The organism is Afipia sp. P52-10, from assembly GCF_000516555.1.
GTDB lineage: Bacteria > Pseudomonadota > Alphaproteobacteria > Rhizobiales > Xanthobacteraceae > P52-10.
Genome location: NZ_AZSJ01000003.1, coordinates 2,410,741 through 2,434,832, shown reverse-complemented (window position 1 = coordinate 2,434,832; position 24,092 = coordinate 2,410,741). Strand labels below are relative to the sequence as shown.

The following is a 24,092-nucleotide window of genomic DNA, read 5'->3' as shown; positions in this document are numbered from 1 at the left end:
TCTGCCAAGGCCCCGTGGCGCGGACTTGAAATCGACGCTTTGTCGCGGTTGTCATGGTATGAGGCATACGGTTTATTGGTGGCGTTGCCGCTATGCAGTTTAGCGGCGGCATTGCCGCCGTGCCGGTTTAGTAGCGGCGTGCGCTGGCAGTACGCCGCGGGCAGATTGGAGACCTTTTTCGTGCTCAACAAATTCGGATCGTCCGGCCAGGGCGAAGCGAAAGTGCAGTATCTCGATGGCGACTTCCGGGTGATCTCGCCGGGCGCCTATGTGCGCTGTGCCGTCACCGGCACGCGGATTCCGTTGGAAGATTTGAAGTACTGGAGCGTGGACCGCCAGGAAGCCTATGCGACGCCGGAGGCGGCGCTGGAGCGCCACAACCTCAAGCTCGCGACGTAACTGGCCGGCGACCGCCTCAGGCAGACCGTGCGCGCACCATCGCCAGCGCGTTCCGCACCAGCGCCGCGAGCGCTGCCCCCTCATCGATCTGCAACGCGACCGGAAAGCCGCGGATTGCCGCGATATCGACACCAGGCAATCCACGCAGGCGCGCCAGATCCTTCTCCGTTGTCACCGCGATCAACGACTCCGCCCGCGCCTGGGCGAGCAGGCGGTCGATCTCGGCCGCCGTGAAGGCGTGATGATCGGCAAACGCCACGGTCGCCGCAACCGCGATGCCTCTCGCCCGCAGTGTCTGGAAGAATCGCTCCGGATCGCCGATCCCTGCGAAGGCCAGCACGCGCTTGCCCTGCAAGGCCGACACCGCACGCTCCTCCGGCACGATCTGCGCCCGCAGCACCGGCACTCCACGCTGAGCCAGCCCGGCGGCGATGCCATTCGCGGCTCCGCCTTCGCCCACCAGCACCAGCGCATCCGTTCGCTCGGTCTGCACGGCGAGCGGCGCCCGCAGAGGTCCGGCCGGAAACACGCAGGCATTGCCGACGCCGCGGCCGCCGTCGATCACCGCCAGCGACAGGTCCTTGTGCAACGATGGATTCTGGAAGCCGTCGTCCATGACGATGACGCTCGCGCCGGCCGCATGCGCGGCCTCCGCGCCTGCGATGCGATCGCGCGCGACGATCACGGGAGCGGCGCGTGCGAGCAGCAGCGGCTCGTCACCGACATCCGCAGCGCGGTGGCGCGCCGGATCGACCCGCACCGGTCCCGCAAGACGGCCGCCATAACCGCGGCTCAACACCACCGGCGTTTCGCCCGCCGCCTGCAGCATCGTGATCAAGGCCATGACGGTGGGCGTCTTGCCGGCGCCGCCAACATGGTAGCTGCCGACGCAGATCACCGGCACGGCCGCGCGGCGTCCGGCCTGCCGCATACGCCGGGCGGCGATGCTGCCATACACATACGCGACAGGCGATAGCGCGCGGGACATCCAAGAGGCAGGCCGCCACCAGAATGCCGGCTCACGCATGGGTGGGTCCGCTTTCCAGCCGCAGTTGCAGCAGGTAGGGCTCGAGCGCGGTCAGCGTCCGCTCCAGCGCGCCGCCGAGTTTCTCCACCACCACGCGCCCCGAGACGCCAGCGCGCCGACGCGCCTCCTTGTCCTCAAGCCAACGACCGATCTGCTTCACCAGGGTCTCGCCGCTCTGCACCAATTGCGCGCCACCCGCCTCGTCGAGCGCGCGATAGACGTCGGTGAAGTTGGTGACGTGCGGGCCGTGCAGCACCGAAGCGCCGAGCTTGATCGGTTCGATCGGATTCTGACCGCCATGATTGACCAGCGAGCCGCCGACGAACACCACCGGCGACAGGCGATAGAACAGTCCGAGCTCGCCGAGCGTGTCGGCGACATACACATCCGTTTCCGGCGACGGCAGTTCACCCTGCGAGCGCACCGCGCCGCGCAAGCCCATCGCCTGTGTCGCCTGCGCCACTTGCGCCCCGCGCTCCGGATGGCGCGGAACGATCACGGTGAGGAGCTGCGGGAAGTATGCGGTCAGCCGCCGGTGCGCATCGAGCACGATCTCCTCCTCGCCCGGATGGGTCGAGGACGCCACGACGACTGTCCGGCCGCGCGTGGCCGCCGTCAGTTGCTCCAGCTTCTGCGGATCGGCCGGCGGCGCCGGCACGTCGAACTTCAGGTTGCCGACATTGAAGACGTGCGAGCTGCCGAGCGCGGAAAAGCGATCGGCATCGCCTTGCGATTGCGCCAGGCACATCTCGAACTGGCTGAGCAGCGCATGCATCGTCGCCGGTGCCGCACGCCAGCGATGGAACGAGCGCTGCGACATCCGACCATTGACGACGATCATTGGAATGCGTCGCTCCGACGCCGACAGGATGAGGTTCGGCCAGAGATCGGATTCGACGAACAGGGCGAAGCTCGGCTGCCAGTGATCGAGAAAGCGCGCAACGAAGCGCGGCGAGTCATAGGGCACGAACTGGTGGATGACGTCGCTCGGGAAACGCTTGGCGACGATCGCCGCCGACGTCACCGTCCCCGAGGTCAACAGCACACGGATGTTCATCGCCCGCATACGCTCGACCAGCGCGGCCACCGCCAGCACCTCGCCGACGCTCGCGCCATGCACCCAGATCAGCGGTCCGTCGGGACGCGCGGCGCCGCTCAGTCCCTTGCGCTCGCCGACGCGGGCCTCGTCTTCCTTGCCCTGCCGCAGCCGATGCTTGGCAAGCGCGCCCGCGAACGGCGTCGCCGCGGACGACAGCCCGCGATAGACCCGCAAGGTCAGCGGCAGACCATCAGCCATGATCATCCTCGCGCCCGACCGTGGCATAGGCGCGCCGCGTCACATCCCGCAGATCGGTTTCGAGCTGCTGACGAAAGCGCTCGATGTCCTCGTCGGTCGCGTCGCGTGGGACATAGATCGGATCGCCCGCCACCATCGCTCCACGGCCGAACGGCAGATGGATCACCGAACGGTCCCAGTTGTTCAAGCGGCGGAACCGGCTCGTGGCCAGCGCGAACGGAAAGATCGGCCGCCCGGATTCGCGCGCCAGCATGATGACACCGCGGCCGGCGACGCGCGACACCTTCGGCACATCGGCGGTGGTCGCCATGTTGCAGCCGTCCTCGAGCACCTGGAGCATGCTCTTGAATGCAGTGACGCCGCCCTTGCGGCGGAAATCACCGCCGTGATCGCCGGAGCCGCGCACGGTGCCGACCCCAAGCCGCTCCGCCGCAATCGCGTTCATCTCGCCATCGCGGTGGCGCGAGATCAGCACCTTGGCCTTGTGATAGTCGCGCTTGAGAAACGGAATCATGAAATGCTGACCGTGCCAGAACGTGATGATCGCCGGCAGATGCGGATCGAAGCGCTCGTAGAAATTCTCCGGATAGTAGCTGAACTTGTTGGTCAGCCAAACCAGCCGCAAATATTCCGCCGCCAAAGTTCCCACCATGCGCTGGAAGGCCGGCGCGCGCGTCAGGTCGCTGAGTTTCATCGTCCGCGTCAGCGCTTGGTATCGGTCGTGGGATCGAGCAGCCGATGCAGATGGACGATGAAGTACCGCATGTGCGCGTTGTCGACGGTCTGCTGCGCCTTGGCCTTCCAGGCCGCGTAGGCGCTCGCATAGTTCGGAAACACACCGACGATATCGAGCTTGTCGAGGTCCTTGAACGTGACGTGATCGAGGTCGGTGAGTTCACCGCCGAGCACGAGATGAAGCAGTTGGGTTTGCGCCTGATCGGCCATCGAAGGAATCCTGGGTTTGCACGGCCAGATATCAAAAACGCAGCGGAAAGACCACTCCGATCGCGTCCTTTCAGCCTGGCCCGGGCCAAAAAAATCATGTCCGACAAGGACCTGCGTGCGATCTCGGGCACATGGCATCGTCATCGCAGGTCCAGCGGCGCCCTAGGCCCGGCGACGGCGAAAAGAACATGCGCACCAACGCGAAATCGCGCAATTTCATGCCATCGCCGGGATGGCAACCGCCGTCACCCGTTCAGTGGGTCGCGAGATGCGCGATCAGACGCGCGCTGCGTGCAGCCCCCGCCGCCACCAGCACCTGATGGGTCACCTCGACGCGATTGTACGCCAGCGCCTCGCCTTGCAACGACGTCAGCCGCCCACCCGCTTCGTGCAGCAGCAGGTCGGCGGCGGCGAGATCCCAGTCGCGGCTGTTGCCACCGACGAAGGCTGCATCCAGCGCCCCCTGCGCGACGCGGCTGATGCGCAGCGCAAGCGAGCCGATCTTGTAGTTGCGCAGCTCCGGCGATGATGCGCCGCGCACGCGGTTGAGCAGGAAGTGCGGTCCCGCCATGCGATCGATGTCGAACGCGTCGCCGGCGGACGCCGCGATCGGCTCGCCATTGAGGGTGGCGCCGCCGCCGTCGCTCGCGAAGAAGAATTCGTCGGTAGCGGGCGCGAACACAGCCGCGAGCTTCGGCCGTCCATCCTGCACCAGCGCGACGCTGACCGACCAGTCCTGCCGCCCGCCGAGATAGGCGCGCGTGCCGTCGATCGGATCGACGATCCACACCCGCTGCTTCCGCAGACGCGAGCGATCGTCGACACTCTCCTCCGACAGCCAGCCGTAATCCGGCGTCGCCGCCTGCAGCCGCTGGCGGATCAGCTCGTCCACCGCGATGTCAGCCTCCGACACCGGCGAGGAACCGCTCTTGGTCCACTGCCTGATATCGGTGCGATACATCGTGCGCGCGAGCGCGCCCGCTGCGCGCACCGTTTGCGTCAGCAACGCGGCGTCGTGCGCGATCTCGGCGTCAGCGGCCTGCAATCGTCAGCCCTTCGATACGCAGTGTCGGCGCGTTGACGCCGTATTTGAAGACGAGATCGTTCGCCGGGGTCAGCGACTTGAAGATGTCGAGCAGATGCCCGGCGATCGTCACCTCGCTGACCGGATAGGCGATCTGCCCGTTCTCGATCCAGAATCCGCTGGCGCCGCGGCTATAGTCGCCCGTGACGCCGTTGACGCCGGAGCCGATCAGCTCGGTGACGTAGAAGCCGCTCTTGATGTCGGCGATCAACTCCGCCGGCGACAGCTTGCCTGCGGTCATGTGCAGGTTGTAGCCGCCCGGCGACGGCGATGACGACACGCCACGATGCGCGCGGCCGTTGGTGACGAGCCCGAGCTCGCGCGCGGTGGTCGAGTCCAGCACCCACGACGTCAGCACACCATTCTCGATGAACGCAAGCGGCTTCACCGCGACGCCCTCAGCATCGAACGGCTGCGAGCGCAGGCCGCGCAGGCGCAACGGATCGTCGATGATGCTGATGGCCTTGTCGAACAGCTGCTGGCCCATCCGGTCCTTCAGGAAGCTGGTCTTGCGGGCGATCGACGCGCCGTTGATCGCGCCCATCAGATGGCCGACCAACGACCCCGCCACACGCGGATCGAACACCACCGGAACCTTGGTGGTTGCGACCTTGCGCGGATTGATCCGCGCCACCGCGCGCGCGGCCGCGCCCTTGCCGACGCTCTCTGGCGTCGCGAGGTCGGAGGCATGGATCGCTGAAGTGAAATCGTAGTCGCGTTCCATGCCGGTGCCCTCGCCGGCGATGGCCGTCATCGAGATGCCCTGGCTCGACCGCAGGTAGGCGCCGCAGAAGCCGGTGCTGGTGACCAGCACCATGCCGCCGATACCGGCCGACGCCCCGGCGCCATCGGACTTGCTCACGCCGTTGACCGCAAGGCCCGCCGCCTCCGCTTCGTGCGCGCGCCGTTCGAGTTCATCAACCGACGGCAGATGCGGATCGAGCAGGTCGAGCTCGGGAAACGTCTTCGCCAGCAGCGCCGGATCGGCCAATCCGGCATAGGGATCGTCCGGCGCGATCCGCGCCATCGCCACCGCGCGTTCGGCGAGCGCTGCGGCATCGGCGGCGATATCGTTGGTCGATACCACTGCCTGGCGGCGCCCCACCAGCACACGCAAGCCGACGTCGTCGCCTTCCGAACGCTCGGATGCTTCGACATTGCCGTCGCGGATCTCCACGCTTTGCGAAACGCCGCGCACGGCGACCGCGTCGGCGGCGTCCGCACCGGCACGCTTGGCCGCCTCAACGAGACGTTGTGCGAGTTCCGTCAGCGCGGATTGATCGAGCAGGCCGGTTTTGTCCGAAAGAGTGCCGCGGGAGGCTGTCGTGGATTGGGACACAGAACGATCCTGATTGGGTGTCGCAGAATGCGACAGAGATGGAACGCTAGAGATGTGCTTGATTGATGCGGGTTTCAACCGTGATTCACCCTGCACATAAAGGGTTTTTCAGGAAATCGGCAAGGACTCGTCAAGTATGCGGCGAGGGTAGAGTCTTTTAACCAGCCTCGTTAAGCGAATCCGGCCGCGGCTCTGGCAAAGTCCTCCCATCGACCGGGCAATAATTCCGGCGGGGAGACGAAAGCCGTGAGGCGTCAAACATCCACCAGCGGGGTTGCACCCGCCGGGTCGAGCCGTGCTGAGCGGCTCGACCCTCTTTCTCTACCGGCGAGCTTCGAGGCGCGCGACACGCGCGCCGATGGCGGTGTCCGCCGCATCGAAATCCGCCGCGACCGTGTGACGTTGCACCGCGCGGTGCGGGGTATGCGGATGGCGATCAACGTCCGCATCAGCGATTATCTCGGCGTCGCGCTGCGCACCATCGAGGGTGCACCGACGCTGATCCTGAAACATCGCGATCCGTCGCTGTCGGTGCCGCTGACGGTGAGCGACGACAGCGTCGACACCGACTGGCAGGTCTGGTCGGATACTTTGGCGCTGCCGCGCCTCGACGAGCAGGCCGCCGACGCGGTTCGCAAGCCCGCGCCGCGTCGTCGTCGCCGCAACGCCATCAAGACCCGCAGGCCGTCGATCCTGCTACGCCGCAAGGCCGGCGGCAGCATCGCCACCATGAGCATTCATCGCGGCGAGCGCGAGATCATCGCGCGCACCTAATCTCGCTTGCCTAACATCTCTCAGTTGAGACTGCTCAAGCGCGATCCGGATCGAGTGTTATCGCGCTTCGGATTCTTGTTTCGGGCATGATCTGTCCCGAAAACCGGCTCCCACTCAGGGCACCTTAAAGCGAACGAACCAACGCGTCGGCGGCGAGGCCTGCGAACAGCAAGAGGCCCGCATCGCGATTCGATTTGAACAGGCGCAGACAGAGCGCCGGATCGTCGATCCGGATCGCGCGCACCTGCCAGGCCAGATGCGCGGCGAACGCCAGCAGGCCGAGACCCGCGAGCCAGCCACCGCGCGCAAACCAGATCGACACGCCGATCAGCACCACTGCAACGCTGTAGAACAACGCGAGCATCCGCGGCGTGTTCGCGCCGAACAGCAGCGCCGTCGATTTCACCCCGATCAGCGCATCGTCCTCGCGGTCCTGATGCGCATAGATGGTGTCGTAGGCGATCACCCAGGCGATCGATCCGGCGTAGAGCGCGAGCGCCGCCCATCCGAGCATGCCGAGCGTCACTGCGAAGCCCATCAGCGCGCCCCAAGAGAAGGCGAGCCCGAGCACGACCTGCGGCCAGTAGGTGATGCGCTTCATGAATGGATAGATCGCGACGACGCCGAGCGAGGCGATGCCGACGACGATGGCGTAGGTGCTGAACTGCAGCAGCACGGCAAGGCCGATCAGCGCCTGCACCACCAGGAACAGGACGGCGCCGGTGACGCTCACCTGCCCGGCCGGAATTGGCCGCGACCGCGTCCGTTCCACTTTGGCGTCGAGATCGCGGTCGGTGATGTCGTTCCAGGTGCAGCCCGCGCCGCGCATCACGAACGCGCCGACGAAGAACAACGCCAGCACCCAGGGCAGCGAACGAACGTCGTGCGCGATTCCGGCCGCCAGCGCCGCCGACCACCAGCACGGCAGCAGCAACAGCCACGAGCCGATCGGCCGGTCATAACGCGCCAGGCGCAGGTAGGGCTTGGCCCATTCGGGCGCCAGCGAATCGACCCAGTTGCCGGTGGAATCGGCAACGCGGCCGGAGATGTCGCTCATGGGAACCATGTCAGCATCAGCGCGCCGGATCAGCGCGCCAGCACGTTACCATTGATCGTGTCGAATGTACTACCGCCGCTGCGGGTGGCGGCCCGCGTCTCGACGCCGCCCGAGGAGCTCAGCACCTCGCTCAGGCTCGGCGGCGCAGCCGGCCCGCCCTGCTGCTGGGCGGTCGCCGCCGCGCAGACGTTCTTGCGCAATTCAAGCGTGCGGGCATGCCCCGTCTTCATCTGCTTCGGAATATCCGCTGGAATATGACAGAGGCTCTGCTTGGAGGTGACGAACGCCACCAGCTTGGCTTCCGCCTGCACGAAGTTGTTGATCAGCTTGCAGGCTTCCTGCGCCGGCGCTTTGCGCTCGCTCGCGGCCTTGATCAGGTTGGCGCGGCGCTGGGCCTCCTCGCGCAGCGGCCCGAACTGCTTCATGCACTGTTCCTGCTCGGATGCACCGCCCCCGCCGCCGGGCGCACCGCCACCGCCAAACGCGCCGCCGCCCAGTCCACCGCCGAGCGGTGCCGCGCCTTGCGAGGGGAATGCGCTCGGGGGCGCGGCGGCCGAATTGACCGGCGGGAATGGAGACGCGGCGGCGTTGCTCGGGCTCGCCCCCGCACCGTTCACTGGCGGGAACGGCGAGGCCGCGCCGCCGGACTGATTCGGCAGCGGCGCCGGGAACGCCCCCTGCGCGGCTGCTCCGGTGGTCATCGCGGCTATGACCGCAACGGTGACGCCGAAGGTGGCAGCGAAGCTCAACGGGATCGAAAAGCGTCGAACGGTCAAGATGATTCCCTCAACGATAAGCTGTCCATGTCTCGAACCGGGCCCGCAGGGCGGCCCTGCGAATACCGGATCAGCGAACCGGAAACTTATGGGTCTTGCGCGGTTTGGGGCCCGACCGGAGGTGCCAGAGCCAACAGAAGGCCTCCCGGACCACCCCGCGCAAGCGAATTTTACGATGACCCAATCCCGTTAACAACCCGATGATTTCGGCATTCCCGCGGCATGGTTCCATTTCCGGACGCGGCCAAAGCGCACGGCTCCGGGTCGAACGGGCAGGAGGCCGGTCGGCCGTTTCGCACCGGACCATACCTGCCGGTCCTGACGGTATCGATCGCGCGAGCCTGGGCCGCTCGAAACACTCTAGGCAGGGCCGCATCTTTCTGTATGAGCATGATCCGTATCGGAAAACCGGTTTCCCTTCTCGGGGTCATGCCTGGGTCTGGATCAGCCTGATCCGGCTCCGAACCGGCTCTCACCTGCCAGGATCAGGCTCGATGCCTCGCTACGACTTCCGCACGCCGCGCCTCTATCTTGACGCCCCGCTCATGCCGGGCGCCGCCGTTCCGCTCGACAAGGCGCAGGCCAATTATCTCGGCAACGTGCTGCGGCTCGGCGCCGGTGACGCCGTGCTGGCCTTCAACGGCCGCGACGGCGAATGGCGCGCCAGCCTCGCCGGCCGCAAGCGCATCGACGCCCTGGTGATCGACACGCAGCAGCGCGCGCAGCAGCCGCCGACGCGTCTGCGGTACGTCTTTGCGCCGCTGAAGCATGCGCGGCTCGACTACATGGCGCAGAAGGCGGTCGAGATGGGCGCAGCCGCGCTCTGTCCAGTGCTGACCCAGCACACCCAGGTTTCGCGGCTCAACCTGGAGCGCATGCGGGCCAATGTCATCGAAGCCGCCGAGCAGTGCGGTATCCTGACCATCGCCGAGGTCAGCGAGCCAGTGCCGCTGGAGCGCTTCCTCGACCAGCGCGACCCTATGGACCTCCTGGTGTTCTGTGACGAGGACGCCGAAGTGCAGAGCCCGGTGGCAGCGCTGGAGGCGGTCCGCGACCGGGCCGCTGGCGGCATCGATGTGCTAATCGGCCCTGAGGGCGGGTTCTCCGAGGCGGAACGCGCCTGGCTGCTGCGGCAGGAGAACCACGTCCGCCTGTCGCTCGGGCCGCGCATCCTGCGGGCCGATACCGCGGCGGTGGCGGCGCTGGCGCTGGTGCAGGCCGTGCTGGGGTGACACACGGCCCCGCTCGGGACGCCAAATCCGCCCGTTAGGCGAATTCCACCTTGGATATGAAGGCGTTAAGGTATTTGGCAGCTGCCACGCCGGGTTGCTCGATCGCCAGATGAAAGTTGCGGCGGCGCGTGCTAAACGCCGCGCAACGTTGCGATTATCGCAACACATGTCGCAACGATCGCAACATCTGTTGAGCGGAATTTATCGATGACCACCCCCGCCGCGCCCTCAGCGACCGGCTCCGCCGCCCGCGCGGACGCCCTGCTGGCGTCGTTTGCGGCGGCCGGCTATGCGCCGGCGCACCCCTCGATCCTGCAGCCGGCCGAGCCGTTCCTCGACCTGTCGGGCGAGGACATCCGCAAGAGCCTGTACCTGACCACCGATGCCAGCGGCGACGAGCTGTGTCTGCGCCCAGACCTGACCATTCCGGTGGCGCGGGACTACCTCGCGTCCGGCAAGGCCGGCGAGCCGAAAGGCTTCTGCTATCTCGGCCCGGTGTTCCGCTATCGCGACGGCCGCGCGAGCGAATTCGTGCAGGCCGGCGTCGAGTCGTTCGGCCGCAAGGACAGCGCCGCCGCCGACGCGGAGATGCTGGCGCTGGGCCTGGAAGCCACCGCCGCCTTCGGCCTGAAGGACGTGGAGATCCGCACCGGCGATGTCGGCCTGTTCGCTGCGCTGATTGCCGCGCTCGACCTCGCGCCGGTATGGAAGCGGCGACTGATGAAGGATTTCAACCGCAAGATCAGCCTCGCGCAGGATCTGCAGCGCATGACGCTCGCCACCAGCGCAAGCCGCACCGACTATCACGGCGTGCTGGCAGCGCTCGCCGGCTCCGACCGCAAGGCGGCGCTGGCGCTGGTGCGCGACCTGATCTCGATCGCCGGCGCGACCAACCTCTCCGGCCGCAGCAATGCCGAGATCGCCGACCGCTTCCTCGAGCAATCGACCATGGCCGGCGGCGCGCTGCCGAAGGAAACCGTGATGGCGATCGAGCGCTTCCTGGCAATCACCGGCGAGCCGGACGATGCGGTAGCGCAGCTGCGCGCGCTTGCTGCGGACGCCAAGCTCGACATCGCAACCGCGATCGACCTGCTCGAACAGCGGATCGGCTTCATGGCGGCGCGTGGCCTCGACGTCGCCTCGATCCGCTTTGCCACCGCGTTCGGCCGCGGCATCGACTACTACACCGGCTTCGAGTTTGAGTTGCACGCGCGAGGCAACGGCGCGGAGCCGCTGGTCGCCGGCGGCCGCTATGACGGCCTGCTGACACGGCTCGGCGCCGAAGCGCCGATCCCGGCGGTCGGCTTCTCGGTCTGGATCGACGCGCTGGCGCAAGCCGGAGACATCGCATGACCCAGCCATTCGTCATCGCCGTTCCCTCCAAGGGACGGCTGCAGGAAAACACCGACGCGTTCTTCAACAACGCCGGCCTCGCCATGGCCAAGGGCGGCGGCGCCCGCGACTATCGCGGTAGCATCACCGGCTTCGACAATGTCGAGGTGGCCTATCTGTCGGCGAGCGAGATCGCGTCACAGCTCGCCCGCGGCACCGTGCATCTCGGCGTCACCGGCGAAGATCTGGTGCGCGAGAGCATCGTCAACGCCGACGACAAGGTCGCGCTGATCCAGGGGCTCGGCTTCGGCTATGCCAATGTGGTGGTCGCCGTGCCGCAGGCCTGGATCGACGTGCGCACGATGGCCGACCTCGACGACGTCTCGACCGAATTCCGCACCCAGCACAACCGCCGCATGCGGGTGGCGACCAAGTACATCAATCTGACGCGCGGCTTCTTCGCCCGTCACGGCGTCGTCGATTATCGCATTGTCGAGAGCGCCGGCGCCACCGAAGGCGCGCCCGCCTCCGGCACGGCGGAACTGATCGTCGATATCACAACCACCGGCGCAACGCTCGCCGCCAACGGGCTGAAGGTGCTCGACGACGGCGTGATGCTGAAGAGCCAGGCGAACCTTGTCGCCTCGCGCGCCGCCGAATGGAACGGCCATGCGCTCGACACCGCGCGCATCATCTTCGACCACATCTCCGCCTGCGCGCGCGCGAAAGCCTTCAAGGAGGTCCGTACCCGCTTCCAGGGCTGCAACGCCGAGCTGCTCACTGAGGCCCATCGCCGGTTCGGCGTGGTCTCGCCGTTCGGCGGACCGACCTCGTCCGGCATGGTGACGCTGCACTGCCCGCCGAAGCACCTGTACGGGCTGGCGAGCTTCCTGCGCGAGCGTGGCGCGGAGGCGGTCTCGGTCGCCTCGCTCGATTACGTGTTCGACCGTGCCAATCCGCTGTTTGCCCGGCTGGAGGCATTTCTGAAATCCTGACAGCGCCTCTGCCCCATATGCGGCAGTGCGCCGGCGGGGGTGTTCACAGCGCGGCAGCATGACCATATCCTGACGATGCGAAGCGTGGTCCGACGGCCGTGTCCGACAGCGCGCTCTGCCGACGGAAACAGACGATGACGACGCTAGGTGCCGACATCTCCGATCTCACTGCCGACGCGCGGTCCGCCGCGGCCAAGGGCCTGTCGATCGTCGTGCCGCTTTACAACGAGGGCGCGGGACTCAAGCGGCTGCATGACAACATCGCCGCCCTCGCGACCACGTTGAAAGACGCCTACGGCCTGCGCTGCGAGGTGGTGTACGTGAACGACGGCAGCGCCGACGATACGCTGGAAGTGGCACAGGCCCTGCCGGCCACCACTCTCGACGTCAGCGTGATCTCGTTGTCGCGCAACTTCGGCAAGGAGGCCGCGCTGATGGCGGGGCTCGACCATGCCCAGCGCGGCGGCGCGGTGCTGTTCATGGACGGCGACGGCCAACACCCGCCGGCCCTGGTGGAGACGCTGGTCAAGCACTGGATCGAGGGCGGCTACGACGTCGTCTACACCGCGAAGGCGCACCGCAAGAACGAATCCGCCGTGCTGCGGCTTTCGGTGAAGGGATTCTATGCGCTGATGAACTTCCGCGCCCGGCACAAGATTCCGGAGGATGCGGGCGACTTTCGCCTGCTCTCGCCGCGCGCAGCGGCGGCGCTGCGGCAACTGCCCGAGCGCAACCGCTTCTTCAAGGGGCTGTCGAGCTGGATCGGCTTCCGCCAGATGCGGGTGGACTACGAGCCTGCGCCGCGCGCCCATGGCCAGTCCTCGTTCAATCCGGCGCGGCTGATCGGCCTGTCGATCGACGGCCTGACGTCGTTCTCGGTGGCGCCGCTGCGCCTCGCCAGCCTGTTCGGTGCGGCGATCGCCTTCGCCGCCTTCTTGTTCGGCCTGTCGATCCTGTGGGAGACGTTCATCGACGGCAAATCCGTCCCCGGCTATGCGTCGGTGATCGTCGGCGTGATGGTGCTCGGCGGCATGCAATTGGTGATGATCGGCGTCGTCGGCGAATACATCGGCAAGATCATCTACGAACTGAAGGCGCGGCCGGTCTACTTCGTGGCCGAAAAGATCGTCAAGCGGGCGGGAGCCGACAGCATGCAGGGCAGTCTGCCGCTTCCCGACCAGGCCCGCTCGCCAACATCCCGGACCGCGGCCGAATGACCGCAGCGCCTGCGCCCCGCCGGATCTCGCTCTGTGCCGACGACTACGGCATGAGCGAAGGCGTCAACCGCGCGATCCGCGACTTGATCGGCAAGGGCCGGCTCAGCGCGACCTCGGTGATGGTGGTGGGGCCGGCCTTCACCCGCAACGAGATCGACGATCTCAAGGCCGTTGCCCGCGACCGGCCGGGCTTTTCGATCGGCCTGCACCTGACGCTGACGGCGCCGTATCACCCCCTCACCCTGCATTTCCGGCCGCAGAAGCATGGCGAATTCCTGAAACTCGGCAAGCTGCTGCAGACCGCACTGCTGCGTCGGTTGGACGTCGAGATCTTCCGCGCCGAGATCGTCGCCCAGATCGAGGCCTTTACCACGATGCTCGGTCGCGCCCCCGACTATGTCGATGGCCATCAGCACGCGCAGCTCTTTCCGCAGGTGCGCGATGCCTTCCTCTCGGCGGTGAAGGAGCATGCGCCGAACGCCTGGGTGCGGCAGTGCGGCCGCGGCGGCGAGAAGCCGCGCCCCGTCAAGGACGCGAAAGCGTTGATGCTGGACGTACTGAGCGTCGCGTTCCGCGAGCGCGCGACGCGCGCCGGGCTGCGCTTCAATCCGGCCTTCGCCGGCGCCTACAAATTCTCGAAGAAGCCGGATTTCGGCAAGCTGTTCGAACGCTTCCTGCACCGGCTGCCGGACGGCGGATTGATCATGTGCCATCCGGGATTCGTTGATGCGACGCTGGTCGCGCTCGACCCGCTGACCGATCAGCGCCGGGCCGAATACGACTGGCTGATGAGCGACGACTTCCCCCGCATGCTCGCGGCGAACAATGTAACGTTGGCATGACCTTACGAATTGTTCACGTCGAAAGTGCCGCACCCCGCGGCTGAAAATATTTTCAGCCCCGGCTTTGTGCCGCCACAAGCGTTCCCTACATGCGGCCTGTCCGATCCGGCCGCAAGCCGGAACGGACTCTCATGGAGGAGGCAAGGATGAACCGCGAAGAACGCGCACTGGTCGATGACCTGTTCGAGCGTCTGAGCAAGTTGGAGAATTCACCGCGCGACCCCGATGCGATGGCCGCCATTTCGCAAGGGTTGTCGCGTGCGCCGAACGCCGTCTATGCGCTGGTGCAGACGGTGCTGGTGCAGGACGAGGCGCTGAAACGCGCCGACGCGCGCATCGAAGAGCTGGAGCAGGCCATGGCTCCCGCGCCGCAGGAGCAGCAGGGCGGCTTCCTCGACAGCATGCGCAGCGCGATCCTCGGCCAGCCGAGCCGTGGCGGCTCGGTCCCGAACGTACGCGCGGGCTCCGGCGACCGCCCGGTCTGGAACAGCAATCCTGCCTATCAGGCTGATCCACGGCAAGCCGATCCCCGCATGACGCCGCCGCAACCAGGCGCGCCGCAACCAGGCGGCCCGGTCGGCGGTGGCGGCTCGTTCCTCGGCACCGCAGCGGCAGCCGCTGCGGGCGTGATCGGCGGTTCGCTCCTGATGAACAGCATCGGCGGGCTGATGGGCGGCGCCAAGCACGGCTTCGGCGATGCGTCCGCCGCCGGCAAGGAGAGCGGCGGCAGCAATCCCTGGAGCAGCGGCGGCGACCAGTCGAAGGGCGACCTCGCCCGCGATGCCGGCGTCAACGACGTCGGCCGCTCGGCCCAGAACGATACGGAGTCCCGTCAGGGCATGTTCGATCAGGCCTCGAACGAGAACTATGACGATGATGACGACGGGGACGATTACGACTCCGACGATTTCGACGATGGCGGCGACAGCGACTTTGCGTAAGCCCTCCGTAGGTGTCATTCCGGGGCGCGCCGTTAAGGCGCGGCCCCGGAATCTCGCAGGTGATGAACTCTAAAGATTTGCAATTGTGGGATTCCGGATCGCCGCCTCGCGGCGTCCGGAATGACGCACAAGCCGCCTTCTTCAGCCGTCAGCTTAAGCCGTCAGCGCATTGATCCGCATTTCGGTCGCGACCTTGCCGTCCTTGGCGAGGCACATCGCCGTCCATTTGCCACCCGTCTCCTCGACCATGATGTCGAAGCTGTCGTCCCAGAACAGCGGACGGCGGAAGTAGATGTCCATGTCCACCGCCTTCGGCGCGAACTCCTTCCAGAGCGCTGCGGTGAGGAAGCGCACGCCCTGCCCGCCGCCGATGATCGGCGCGCGATAGCCGGCGCGCTTGGCGGCGTCCTCATGGGTGTGGATCGGGTTGGTGGTGTCGCGGCCATAGGCCACGACATCCGCCGGCGTCAGCGTGAAGCGGCCGAACGCGCGCAGCTTCGACGGATCGGCCACCACCGGCGCCGGCCGCTCGCCCGCGCCGCGCAGCTTCGGGTCGGCATACTGGGTCGGATCCGTCTTCAGCGACGTACGCTTGGAGGTGATGCCGAGTTCGCCGTTCTCGCCATGATACCAGGTCTCGCTGGTGGTGACGCGGCCGCGCGGCGACTGCTGCACGTCCAGGATCTCGCCAGTCACGGTGATGGTTTCATCGAGCCGCAACGGCCGCGACTGCACCAGCCCCTGCACCATGTTGACGCCGCCATTCGAGGAGATGCCGTTGCGATCGCCCTCGCGAATGGCGAAGCTGATGAACGCGGACGGATCGGCACAGCCGCGGAACACCGCCGGGTCGATGCCGCACAGGCCCATCAGCCGCGCTTCGTCCTCGGCGTCCACCTTCATGGTCCGCTTCTTGTAGCGCAGCCCCTTGTACGGCGTGACCTGCTCGACATCGTATTCGCTCATCGTGTTGTTCCTTCTGTTGTCCGATGATTGCAGCGGACCATACGCGTGTTTTTGAGCGAAGTGGAGACCGGTTCGCACCAAGAAAACGCATTCCCCGCAGGAGAGCAGCCGCCCGCCCGATGGGCCCGGCTTTGCGCGACCGCATCCGCAGCAGTGCCGTGCGGGATGCGAAAACAAAAGCGGCCGCCTCTGTCCGGAGGCGGCCGCTGCAGGTCTGTCTGCGACGATAGTCAGATCACCACGACGCGGGTGCCGACCTTGACGCGTTCATAGAGGTCGATCACGTCCTCGTTGCGCATGCGAATGCAGCCCGACGAGACCGAGGTGCCGATCGTCCACGGCTCGTTCGAGCCATGGATGCGGTACAGCGTGGAGCCGAGATACATCGCCCGCGCGCCGAGCGGATTGTCCGGGCCGCCCTCCATGTAGCGCGGCAGGTCGGGGCGGCGCTTCAGCATTTCCGCCGGCGGCACCCATGATGGCCATTCCTTCTTCGCCGTGACCGTCTTCACGCCCGACCAGGTAAAGCCCGGACGGCCGACGCCGATACCATAGCGCAGCGCCTGGCCGTCGGCCTGCACGAGATAGAGAAACTTGTTTGGCGTATCGATGACGATCGTGCCTGCCGGCTCGCGGCCGGAATAGCTAACCGCCTGCTTCAGGTATTTCGGGTCCATCGCCGGACGTCCGGGCGTCGCCGGCTCATAAGCCTCTTCGCGCTCCTCGCGATACATCGGCCGGCGCTGATACGATTGCGGCGGCTGATACGGGTCCGCCTGCGGCGCGTAACGCGGCCGCTGATAGCGCTCTTGATAGGGCGAAGCCTGCGGCTGCTCGCCGAACAGGAATTCGATGAAGCCGCCGCCCATATTGGAGCGGCTGTCGTAGCCGGCCTGAGCGGGATACTGCGCAGCGTATTGCGCCGCCGCCTGGTCGGTGAGAGCCGTCACGAGGACGGCAGCGCTGAGCACCAGCGCACGGACAGTTTTCCTGAACATCGACGTACTCTGCACTTTGCGTCGTTGGTTGAACGCCCCACCTCGTCCGGCGAGACGTTGTCGGCGAAGCCGCCGCACCGGTTCATCAAAGGCGAAACCCCATGCGGTTTGGTAAACGAGCCGGCCGTTTCGATTCACCACGATGCGGCACGTTGGCCCTTCCTGCCGACAGCGTTTATTTTCAGTGAATGGCACAGGGCCATGGTTAACCGCAGCTTTGCGTCGCCTCGCCCCGATCGCAACGCCGGGTTCCGCCCGTGAACTCCGCGTTAAATCCCATTCGCTAGAAGGCTGAAGAAAATCTGGTTGGGGGTGGTCAAGAATGGCTGTTCAACGCAAGCGCTTTCGCATCGAAGAAATCGGACCTGAGAGCATGGTCGTGCCGGCGGACGCAGACGCCGCGCTGATGGCCTATCACAACGACATCATGGCCGAGCTGCGCGCGATCCGCGCCCAGATGGCCGCGCCGCATCGCGAGAGCGGCATCACTCCCGCCGTCGCCGCCTCAGCCTCCTCGCAGTGGACCGACAGCATGCAGGCGACGCTCGAAGCCTATCGCGCCCAGATCGAGCAGTGCGAGAAGCTCAAGGTCGAGCTCGACCTGATCCATGAGGCGATCAATCGCACCAAGCGAGAGATCGCCGTGCTGCACGGCAAGAGCTTCGATGGCGACGAGATGACCAAGGTCACCGGTGAACTCGGCGCCGTGGTCGGCGGCACCGAAGAGGCGACCCAGCAAATTCTCGAAGCGGCGGAGGCGATCGACGAAGCCGCCAGCGCGCTGGCGAAGGCGCCCACTGCGGATATCCAGGCGCAACTCGCCCAAGACATCCAGGAGCGGGTGATCTCGATCTTCGAAGCCTGCAACTTCCAGGATCTCACCGGCCAGCGCATCAGCAAGGTGATGGCGACGATGAAGTTCATCGAGCATCACATCAACGTCATGATGGAGATCTGGGGTGGTGTCGATCACATCAAGGCGCACGCGCCGCCGATCGTCGACGACCGCATCGGCGATGCCCGCCTGCTGAACGGACCGAAAGGCCCCGGCGAGGATGGACACGCCTCGCAGAACGACATCGACGCGCTGTTCGGCTGAATCAAATCTGAACAATCCGGGCGGCTCGCACCCGCGGGCCGCTTTCATTCATGGGACTATTTGAGCCGTGAGCGATCGGCCGGCGACGTCAGGCCGGCCGCTTGAGCAGCACGAAGCAGATCAGCGCCAGCAGCGTGCCGCAGGCGGACACTGCCAGCACCACCTGATCCGACGCATGCTCCACCGCGAACGCCAGTACGAACGGCGCGGTCGCCTGCAGGATCTGCGCCGGGCGGGCGATGCGGCCGAGCACATGACCATAGCCGACGGGGCCGAACAGCAGCAGGGTCAATGCGCCGCGGGCAATCGTCATGATGCCGTTCGCGGCCCCGTAAAGCACGGCGAACAGCACCGCCATCGGGAACGAAATGCCCGCGACCAGCAGCATGACGAACGCCAGCGTCATCAGCGCCATGCCGCCGCGGGCGATCCACAACGGATGCGCCCGGCCCTTGGTCGCGAAATCAGCGAAGCGCGAGGCGACCTGGGCCGGGCCGATCAGCGCGCCGACCGTCACGGCCGCACCCGCATCGAGGCCACCCCGCTGCAGCATGCCGAGCAGATGCGCGGCGATCCCCGACATCACGAACGCCCCCATCGAAAAGCCGGCCGCGATCAAAACGAACGGCCAGCCGCGCGGCGGCAGCAGTTTCGCTGGCGGCGCGGCCTGCTGGGCGGGCTGCGGCGCGCTGTCCTTGATCCGCTCGCGCGGAAGCGCGAAGGCATGCAACGGTGCGACGACGAAGGCGAGCAGGGCGGCGAACACCAGATAGGCGCCGCGCCAGCCGATCATCTCGATCAGCAGGTGCGTCGCCGGCCAGGCGATGGTGGATGCAAGTCCGCCGGCGAAGGTGACGATGGTGATCGGCCGCCGGGCCGCCGGGCCGTAGAGATAGGTCAGCGTCGCGAACGAGGCGTCATACAGCGTCGAAGCCATCGCCGCGCCGATCAACACCCACGCCAGCAGGTAGGTGACCGGATCGACCGCCAGTACGACCCCCACCAGGCCGCAGGCGCCGATCAGCGCGCCGATCGCCATCACCCGGTTGCCGCCGTGCTTGTCGACGAGGCCGCAGGCATAGGGCGAGAGCAGTCCGGATACGCCGAGCCCGACCGACAGGCCGAGCATCGCCACCGCGAACGACCAGCCATATTCGGCGGTAATCAGCGAGGAGACCAGCGCCGGCGGGTAATACAGCGCGCCCCAGCCGAGAATCTGCGTCACCGACAGAACGGTGATCGCGCGCGTGGGACCTGTGAAGATGCTGTGCAGCATGGCCTTGCAAACGGTTCGCCATGCTCAAACGGCCATGACGGCCATCGCGCTTTAACAAACGGGCGTGCTGATTCCCAGCCTTGGACTGCGCCTTGGACTGCGAGTTGGACCGCAAGTTGAGACTGCAAGGCCACCTTGCAGTCCTAGCCCGGAAGACAAAGTCGGGGGAATCAACAATGACGCCGGCCGCCCGCGATGCCGGCGTGGATCAGGCGCGCGGCGCGCAGCGCACGTAGATCATCGTGCCGTAGCGCGAGTTCGCATCCGGATCGACGAAGCGCGTGGTCATGACGCGACCGTCGAACGACAGGATCTCGCGATCCTTCTCGGCACCGCCGGGGCCTGGCGGGCCGATGTAGTTCTTACCGCCCGGTCCGCCCTTCAGGCGCAGTTCCTGCGGCTGGGCCTCGTCGGCCAGATGCATGATGACGCCGCCATTCGCGCCGGCGTTGATGACATAAGGCTGGCGGCACTGGGTGCGCGCATTGGCTTCCGTCCGCGCCCGGTCCTCCGGCTTGTGGTAGGCGGCAAGTCCCCAGCGGCCGACGATCTCTTCGGCGCGAATGCTCGCCGGAAGTTCCGCAACCGGCGGCGGGTCCGGCGGCGGCGGCGACGAGGAACCGCCGAACATGCCGCCAAGGCTCATGCCGCCGCCGCACGCGGACAGCAAACTGGCGCAAGCCGCGACCACTGTGACCTTAGCGATTGCGCGCGCGAAATCTGAACTGACCATCACGAAACATCCCCAAACGTGGTGACTCTGGACGCGCCAGCCCCATCTGGCAAGCACCGACCGTTAAGCAAGACCCCTGGATTACACCCCCAACCGGCATGATCCGGCTGCTTCGCCCTCATGATCATGCAATATCGGCCTCACCAAGGCCTTAAGCGGCGTTTGCTTGACAGAAACATGCCCAGGCCATATTCCGCTGCCCGCTAGCACTCTCATAATGAGATTGCTAAATCCCGTTTCTCCGGGCAACCGGCACCACGCGCCACCTACCCAAACGTACCAGTGAGGACCCCTATGGCCAAGACGAAGTTCCGTCCGCTCCACGATCGTGTCGTCGTCAAGCGCATCGACGCTGAAGAGAAGACCGCGGGCGGCATCATCATCCCCGACTCCGCCAAGGAGAAGCCCTCGCAGGGCCAGGTGGTCGCCGTCGGCCCGGGCGGCCGCGACGAGACCGGCAAGCTGATCCCGATCGACATCAAGGTCGGCGACAAGGTGCTGTTCGGCAAGTGGTCCGGCACCGAGGTCAAGCTCGATGGTGAAGAGCTCCTGATCATGAAGGAGTCCGACATCATGGGCGTGCTGTCGTAAGCAGCCGTCCCGTTCACGATCCTCGTCATATCCGTCTGCAAGACATCTGCCGTCCTTGTGGTTCGCGGCCAAGGCCGCCCCGCAAGGCCGGCAAGACCAGTCCCTCTCAGGAGTAACCTTCTATGTCAGCCAAAGACGTCAAATTCTCCGGCGATGCGCGCGACCGCATGCTGCGCGGCGTCGATACCCTCGCCAATGCCGTCAAGGTGACGCTCGGTCCGAAGGGCCGCAACGTCGTCATCGACCGCTCGTTCGGCGCCCCGCGCATCACCAAGGACGGCGTCAGCGTCGCCAAGGAGATCGAGCTCGAGGACAAGTTCGAGAACATGGGCGCGCAGATGCTGCGCGAGGTCGCCAGCAAGACCAACGACACCGCGGGTGACGGCACCACTACCGCCACCGTGCTGGCGCAGGCGATCGTGCGCGAAGGCGCGAAGGCGGTTGCCGCCGGCATGAACCCGATGGACCTGAAGCGTGGCATCGACCTCGCCGTCACGGCCGTCGTCAAGGACATCGAGAAGCGCGCCAAGCCGGTCGCCTCTTCCTCGGAAGTGGCCCAGGTCGGCACCATCTCGGCCAACGGCGACAACACCATCGGCAAGATGATCGCCCAAGCGATGCAGAAGGTCGGCAACGAAGGCGTCATCACCGTCGAGGAAGCCAAGTCGCTCGACACCGAGGTCGATATCGTCGAGGGCATGAAATTCGACCGTGGCTATCTGTCGCCGTACTTCATCACCAACGCCGAGAAGATGACCGCCGAGCTGGAAGATGCGTTCGTGCTGCTGCACGAGAAGAAGCTCTCCGGCCTGCAGGCGATGCTGCCGGTGCTCGAAGCCGTCGTGCAGTCGGGCCGTCCGCTCCTGATCATCGCTGAGGACGTCGAAGGCGAAGCGCTCGCCACGCTCGTCGTCAACCGCCTGCGCGGCGGCCTCAAGGTCGCTGCCGTGAAGGCGCCGGGCTTCGGCGATCGCCGCAAGGCGATGCTGGAAGATATCGCGATCCTGACCGGCGGCCAGCTGATCTCCGAGGAACTCGGCATCAAGCTCGAGAGCGTGACCGTCAACATGCTCGGCCGTGCGAAGAAGGTGGTGATCGACAAGGAGAACACCACGATCGTCAACGGCGCCGGCAAGAAGAAGGACATCGAGGCCCGCGTCGGCCAGATCAAGGCGCAGATCGAAGAGACCACCTCGGACTACGACCGTGAGAAGCTGCAGGAGCGTCTTGCCAAGCTCGCCGGCGGTGTCGCCGTGATCAAGGTCGGCGGTGCGACCGAGGTCGAGGTGAAGGAGAAGAAGGACCGCGTCGAGGACGCGCTCAACGCGACCCGCGCGGCGGTGCAGGAAGGCATCGTTCCCGGCGGCGGCACCGCGCTGCTGCGTGCCAAGAAGGCGGTCGGCCGTCTCACCAACGACAACTCGGACGTGCAGGCCGGCATCAACATCGTGCTGCGCGCACTGGAGGCTCCGCTCCGCCAGATCGCCGAGAACGCCGGTGTCGAGGGCTCGATCGTGGTCGGCAAGATCCTTGAGACCAAGGATGAGACCTACGGCTTCGACGCGCAGAACGAAGAGTATGTCGATATGGTCGCCAAGGGCATCATCGACCCGGCCAAGGTCGTGCGTACAGCACTGCAGGACGCAGCGTCGGTGGCGGGCCTGCTGGTCACCACCGAGGCCATGATCGCGGAACTGCCGAAGGAAGCGGCTCCGGCGATGCCGGCCGGCGGCGGGATGGGCGGCATGGGCGGCATGGGCTTCTAAGCCCGCCACCCGGCGAAAACGATCGAAGGCCGCCTGCGGGCGGCCTTCTTTTTTGTGACAGGACGATGGAGCTTCGCGTTCCCGCCACATGGTTCCGCGCGCTCCCGCGCGATGCGCGCATTCCGGCGTATCGCCGGACGGCGCGGGACTGTACATTGCCCTCGAATCTGATTGCTTTTGGGGACTGCAATGCGCGCGACGGCTTCGCTTTCGATCCTGGCCCTGACCGGTCTGGCCGCTCTCTCGACGGCCTACGCCCAAGCCAACAAGGCCGCCAAGGCCCCGCCCGCAAACGAAATCCGCTACTTCACCTATCTGAGCGGTCTCGCCGACGACCGCGCCGACGTGATCCTGAAAGAGACGCGCCAGAGCGGTAAACTGACGGCCGCCACCCTCGACGTCTGCTTTCCGGTGCCCGGCCGCAGCGAACGCACCGATCGGTTCGTGCTCAATCTGAGCGTCACGGGCGAAAAGCTCGCCGGCAAGACCCAGAGCCAGGACGACAAGCTGCCGATCACGGTCGATCTGACGCGCAAGCCGAACGGCAAGACGTTCGACTTCACCGGCATGGTGACGATCGGCGACACCATGTCGGAGATCGCATCGAGCGAAACCGCCGACACGAGCGAGAAGGAATTCCAGGAGCAGCAGGCGTCCGACGATACCATCGTCAGCACGCCCGACGATTTCACCGAAGTTTCGCCGGAAGCGCTCGCGGTGAAGGTGACACGCGAGGCGGTCGCCGATTTCGCCAAGGGTCTGCGCGGCCAGCCGGTCCAGGTCGCGCTCTACGGCCTGATCGCGTCCTGCGCCGAACTGCGCTCCGGCGAACAGGTGCTGCACCTCACCGTCGATCCGGAGCGCGCGCAGGACACCCTCACCAAGCTGCGCGGCCAACCCGGCGTGATCGCAGCCGGCTGGACCGACGGCACCATGGACATGGAGCGGACGCTCCGCTTTCCCGCGGCCGGCTGGCGCGAGGGCGGCAAGCTCAACCGCGACAAAATCGCCAACGCGGTAGCAACCGCGCTGGCGAAGGCGCTGCCGGCGACGCTGATCTCGTCGGCCTGGAATGACGTGACCGGCGAACTGAAGATCAGCCTGAAGCGGCCGAGCGCGGTGGTGCCGGCGCTTGGCCTGACCGAGGCCATCACCGTCACCGCCCTCGCCGCCGCCGACAAACCGGGCGGCTCCGACCACCTGCTATTGTGGGTCGGCAGCCCGTCGATCGAAACCGTCGACGAGAGCGCGGGGCCGAAGCTGAACATCGACGAGAACGCCAGCGGCAACGACGAGGAAAGCCTGTCGCTGAACGACAATCAGACGCTCAATGCCTTGACGCAGGCATTTGATGCGCAGCGCTGGGATGCGGAGACCTCGTCCTGGAAATGATCGCGCGGAGATGA

The 24,092-nt window shown here is 66.3% G+C and carries 24 protein-coding genes; 12 read left to right on the top strand and 12 right to left on the bottom strand.

Features of this window, described 5'->3' with window-relative positions:
* Positions 1-180 precede the first annotated feature (180 nt).
* Entirely contained in the window at positions 181-399 is a 219-nt protein-coding gene (locus tag X566_RS12810) for a DUF2093 domain-containing protein (RefSeq protein WP_034468549.1), read from the top strand.
* A 16-nt stretch (positions 400-415) separates the two neighbouring features.
* Here X566_RS12810 and lpxK read toward each other — a convergent pair whose 3' ends face one another.
* From lpxK to X566_RS12780, 6 genes are all read right to left on the bottom strand, one after another.
* Positions 416-1,426, bottom strand: coding sequence for a tetraacyldisaccharide 4'-kinase (lpxK, locus tag X566_RS12805; RefSeq protein WP_034466775.1), 1,011 nt, complete (start codon positions 1,424-1,426; stop codon positions 416-418).
* Positions 1,419-2,723: a 3-deoxy-D-manno-octulosonic acid transferase gene (locus X566_RS12800; protein ID WP_081740159.1), complete on the bottom strand. Its 1,305-nt coding sequence runs from the start codon at positions 2,721-2,723 to the stop codon at positions 1,419-1,421. Before X566_RS12800 ends, lpxK begins: the two co-directional genes overlap by 8 nt.
* Positions 2,716-3,417, bottom strand: coding sequence for a lysophospholipid acyltransferase family protein (locus tag X566_RS12795; RefSeq protein WP_034466770.1), 702 nt, complete (start codon positions 3,415-3,417; stop codon positions 2,716-2,718). The genes X566_RS12800 and X566_RS12795 overlap by 8 nt, the downstream gene beginning before the upstream one ends.
* An 8-nt stretch (positions 3,418-3,425) precedes the next feature.
* A complete protein-coding gene (locus tag X566_RS12790) occupies positions 3,426-3,668 on the bottom strand; it encodes a DUF4170 domain-containing protein (protein ID WP_034466767.1) in 243 nt (80 codons plus the stop codon).
* 253 nt (positions 3,669-3,921) lie between these two features.
* Positions 3,922-4,713 carry a 3'(2'),5'-bisphosphate nucleotidase CysQ gene (locus X566_RS12785; RefSeq protein ID WP_034466764.1) on the bottom strand — a complete coding sequence of 264 codons (792 nt, stop codon included), beginning with the start codon at positions 4,711-4,713 and terminating at the stop codon, positions 3,922-3,924.
* Positions 4,700-6,091: a TldD/PmbA family protein gene (locus tag X566_RS12780; protein ID WP_034466761.1), complete on the bottom strand. Its 1,392-nt coding sequence runs from the start codon at positions 6,089-6,091 to the stop codon at positions 4,700-4,702. The genes X566_RS12785 and X566_RS12780 overlap by 14 nt, the downstream gene beginning before the upstream one ends.
* Before the next feature lie 246 nt (positions 6,092-6,337).
* Between X566_RS12780 and X566_RS12775 the strand changes: the two genes are divergently transcribed.
* The gene (locus X566_RS12775; protein WP_034466758.1) at positions 6,338-6,865 is read left to right on the top strand and encodes a DUF6101 family protein; all 528 of its coding nucleotides are present in this window, start codon (positions 6,338-6,340) and stop codon (positions 6,863-6,865) included.
* 124 nt (positions 6,866-6,989) lie between these two features.
* Here the strand turns inward: X566_RS12775 and ubiA are convergent, their stop codons facing one another.
* The gene (gene ubiA, locus X566_RS12770; protein ID WP_034466755.1) at positions 6,990-7,922 is read right to left on the bottom strand and encodes a 4-hydroxybenzoate octaprenyltransferase; all 933 of its coding nucleotides are present in this window, start codon (positions 7,920-7,922) and stop codon (positions 6,990-6,992) included.
* 29 nt (positions 7,923-7,951) lie between these two features.
* A complete protein-coding gene (locus tag X566_RS12765) occupies positions 7,952-8,698 on the bottom strand; it encodes a hypothetical protein (RefSeq protein WP_081740158.1) in 747 nt (248 codons plus the stop codon).
* A 494-nt stretch (positions 8,699-9,192) separates the two neighbouring features.
* On the opposite strand from X566_RS12765, the gene X566_RS12760 reads away from it, so the two are divergent.
* From X566_RS12760 to X566_RS12735, 6 genes are all read left to right on the top strand, one after another.
* Complete coding sequence (locus tag X566_RS12760; protein WP_034466751.1) at positions 9,193-9,930, top strand: 16S rRNA (uracil(1498)-N(3))-methyltransferase; 738 nt, start codon at positions 9,193-9,195, stop codon at positions 9,928-9,930.
* Positions 9,931-10,137: 207 nt separating this feature from the next.
* Entirely contained in the window at positions 10,138-11,283 is a 1,146-nt protein-coding gene (locus X566_RS12755) for an ATP phosphoribosyltransferase regulatory subunit (RefSeq protein WP_034466748.1), read from the top strand.
* Positions 11,280-12,257: an ATP phosphoribosyltransferase gene (gene hisG / locus X566_RS12750; RefSeq protein ID WP_034466746.1), complete on the top strand. Its 978-nt coding sequence runs from the start codon at positions 11,280-11,282 to the stop codon at positions 12,255-12,257. The genes X566_RS12755 and hisG overlap by 4 nt, the downstream gene beginning before the upstream one ends.
* 134 nt (positions 12,258-12,391) lie before the next feature.
* A complete protein-coding gene (locus tag X566_RS12745) occupies positions 12,392-13,474 on the top strand; it encodes a glycosyltransferase family 2 protein (protein ID WP_081740157.1) in 1,083 nt (360 codons plus the stop codon).
* Positions 13,471-14,316 carry a ChbG/HpnK family deacetylase gene (locus X566_RS12740; protein ID WP_034466743.1) on the top strand — a complete coding sequence of 282 codons (846 nt, stop codon included), beginning with the start codon at positions 13,471-13,473 and terminating at the stop codon, positions 14,314-14,316. The genes X566_RS12745 and X566_RS12740 overlap by 4 nt, the downstream gene beginning before the upstream one ends.
* A 146-nt stretch (positions 14,317-14,462) precedes the next feature.
* Entirely contained in the window at positions 14,463-15,257 is a 795-nt protein-coding gene (locus X566_RS12735; RefSeq protein ID WP_034468543.1) for a DUF2076 domain-containing protein, read from the top strand.
* Positions 15,258-15,410: 153 nt separating this feature from the next.
* Here X566_RS12735 and X566_RS12730 read toward each other — a convergent pair whose 3' ends face one another.
* Both X566_RS12730 and X566_RS12725 read right to left on the bottom strand, forming a co-directional pair.
* Positions 15,411-16,223 carry a MaoC/PaaZ C-terminal domain-containing protein gene (locus tag X566_RS12730; RefSeq protein ID WP_034466740.1) on the bottom strand — a complete coding sequence of 271 codons (813 nt, stop codon included), beginning with the start codon at positions 16,221-16,223 and terminating at the stop codon, positions 15,411-15,413.
* A gap of 230 nt (positions 16,224-16,453) precedes the next feature.
* Positions 16,454-17,221, bottom strand: coding sequence for a L,D-transpeptidase (locus X566_RS12725; RefSeq protein WP_034466738.1), 768 nt, complete (start codon positions 17,219-17,221; stop codon positions 16,454-16,456).
* A 322-nt stretch (positions 17,222-17,543) separates the two neighbouring features.
* Here X566_RS12725 and X566_RS12720 point away from each other — a divergent pair, with 322 nt between their 5' ends.
* Complete coding sequence (locus X566_RS12720; protein WP_034466735.1) at positions 17,544-18,320, top strand: protein phosphatase CheZ; 777 nt, start codon at positions 17,544-17,546, stop codon at positions 18,318-18,320.
* 88 nt (positions 18,321-18,408) lie between these two features.
* Here X566_RS12720 and X566_RS12715 read toward each other — a convergent pair whose 3' ends face one another.
* Positions 18,409-19,596: an MFS transporter gene (locus X566_RS12715; protein WP_034466732.1), complete on the bottom strand. Its 1,188-nt coding sequence runs from the start codon at positions 19,594-19,596 to the stop codon at positions 18,409-18,411.
* Positions 19,597-19,804: 208 nt separating this feature from the next.
* Entirely contained in the window at positions 19,805-20,329 is a 525-nt protein-coding gene (locus tag X566_RS12710) for a hypothetical protein (RefSeq protein WP_034466730.1), read from the bottom strand.
* 294 nt (positions 20,330-20,623) lie between these two features.
* Here X566_RS12710 and groES point away from each other — a divergent pair, with 294 nt between their 5' ends.
* The 3 genes from groES to X566_RS12695 all read left to right on the top strand — a co-directional run bounded on the left by groES (position 20,624) and on the right by X566_RS12695 (position 24,078).
* Positions 20,624-20,920, top strand: a complete 297-nt coding sequence (groES, locus tag X566_RS12705) for a co-chaperone GroES (protein WP_034466728.1) — start codon at positions 20,624-20,626, stop codon at positions 20,918-20,920.
* A 122-nt stretch (positions 20,921-21,042) separates the two neighbouring features.
* Positions 21,043-22,686, top strand: coding sequence for a chaperonin GroEL (gene groL, locus X566_RS12700; protein WP_034466725.1), 1,644 nt, complete (start codon positions 21,043-21,045; stop codon positions 22,684-22,686).
* 189 nt (positions 22,687-22,875) lie between these two features.
* On the top strand, positions 22,876-24,078 hold the full coding sequence (locus X566_RS12695; protein ID WP_034466723.1) for a hypothetical protein: 1,203 nt from the start codon (positions 22,876-22,878) through the stop codon (positions 24,076-24,078).
* Positions 24,079-24,092 lie beyond the last annotated feature (14 nt).

What these genes read in the sequence shown, in the direction of transcription:
- X566_RS12720 (WP_034466735.1), top strand. Translation starts at nt 17,544, where the DNA reads ATGGCTGTTCAACGCAAGCGCTTTCGCATCGAAGAAATCGGACCTGAG.
- X566_RS12740 (WP_034466743.1), top strand. Translation starts at nt 13,471, where the DNA reads ATGACCGCAGCGCCTGCGCCCCGCCGGATCTCGCTCTGTGCCGACGAC.
- X566_RS12725 (WP_034466738.1), bottom strand. Translation starts at nt 17,221, where the DNA reads ATGTTCAGGAAAACTGTCCGTGCGCTGGTGCTCAGCGCTGCCGTCCTC.
- X566_RS12795 (WP_034466770.1), bottom strand. Translation starts at nt 3,417, where the DNA reads ATGAAACTCAGCGACCTGACGCGCGCGCCGGCCTTCCAGCGCATGGTG.
- X566_RS12695 (WP_034466723.1), top strand. Translation starts at nt 22,876, where the DNA reads ATGCGCGCGACGGCTTCGCTTTCGATCCTGGCCCTGACCGGTCTGGCC.
- hisG (WP_034466746.1), top strand. Translation starts at nt 11,280, where the DNA reads ATGACCCAGCCATTCGTCATCGCCGTTCCCTCCAAGGGACGGCTGCAG.
- groES (WP_034466728.1), top strand. Translation starts at nt 20,624, where the DNA reads ATGGCCAAGACGAAGTTCCGTCCGCTCCACGATCGTGTCGTCGTCAAG.
- groL (WP_034466725.1), top strand. Translation starts at nt 21,043, where the DNA reads ATGTCAGCCAAAGACGTCAAATTCTCCGGCGATGCGCGCGACCGCATG.
- X566_RS12715 (WP_034466732.1), bottom strand. Translation starts at nt 19,596, where the DNA reads ATGCTGCACAGCATCTTCACAGGTCCCACGCGCGCGATCACCGTTCTG.
- X566_RS12730 (WP_034466740.1), bottom strand. Translation starts at nt 16,223, where the DNA reads ATGAGCGAATACGATGTCGAGCAGGTCACGCCGTACAAGGGGCTGCGC.
- ubiA (WP_034466755.1), bottom strand. Translation starts at nt 7,922, where the DNA reads ATGAGCGACATCTCCGGCCGCGTTGCCGATTCCACCGGCAACTGGGTC.
- X566_RS12790 (WP_034466767.1), bottom strand. Translation starts at nt 3,668, where the DNA reads ATGGCCGATCAGGCGCAAACCCAACTGCTTCATCTCGTGCTCGGCGGT.
- X566_RS12735 (WP_034468543.1), top strand. Translation starts at nt 14,463, where the DNA reads ATGAACCGCGAAGAACGCGCACTGGTCGATGACCTGTTCGAGCGTCTG.
- X566_RS12710 (WP_034466730.1), bottom strand. Translation starts at nt 20,329, where the DNA reads ATGGTCAGTTCAGATTTCGCGCGCGCAATCGCTAAGGTCACAGTGGTC.
- X566_RS12760 (WP_034466751.1), top strand. Translation starts at nt 9,193, where the DNA reads ATGCCTCGCTACGACTTCCGCACGCCGCGCCTCTATCTTGACGCCCCG.
- X566_RS12800 (WP_081740159.1), bottom strand. Translation starts at nt 2,723, where the DNA reads ATGGCTGATGGTCTGCCGCTGACCTTGCGGGTCTATCGCGGGCTGTCG.
- X566_RS12745 (WP_081740157.1), top strand. Translation starts at nt 12,392, where the DNA reads ATGACGACGCTAGGTGCCGACATCTCCGATCTCACTGCCGACGCGCGG.
- X566_RS12755 (WP_034466748.1), top strand. Translation starts at nt 10,138, where the DNA reads ATGACCACCCCCGCCGCGCCCTCAGCGACCGGCTCCGCCGCCCGCGCG.
- lpxK (WP_034466775.1), bottom strand. Translation starts at nt 1,426, where the DNA reads ATGCGTGAGCCGGCATTCTGGTGGCGGCCTGCCTCTTGGATGTCCCGC.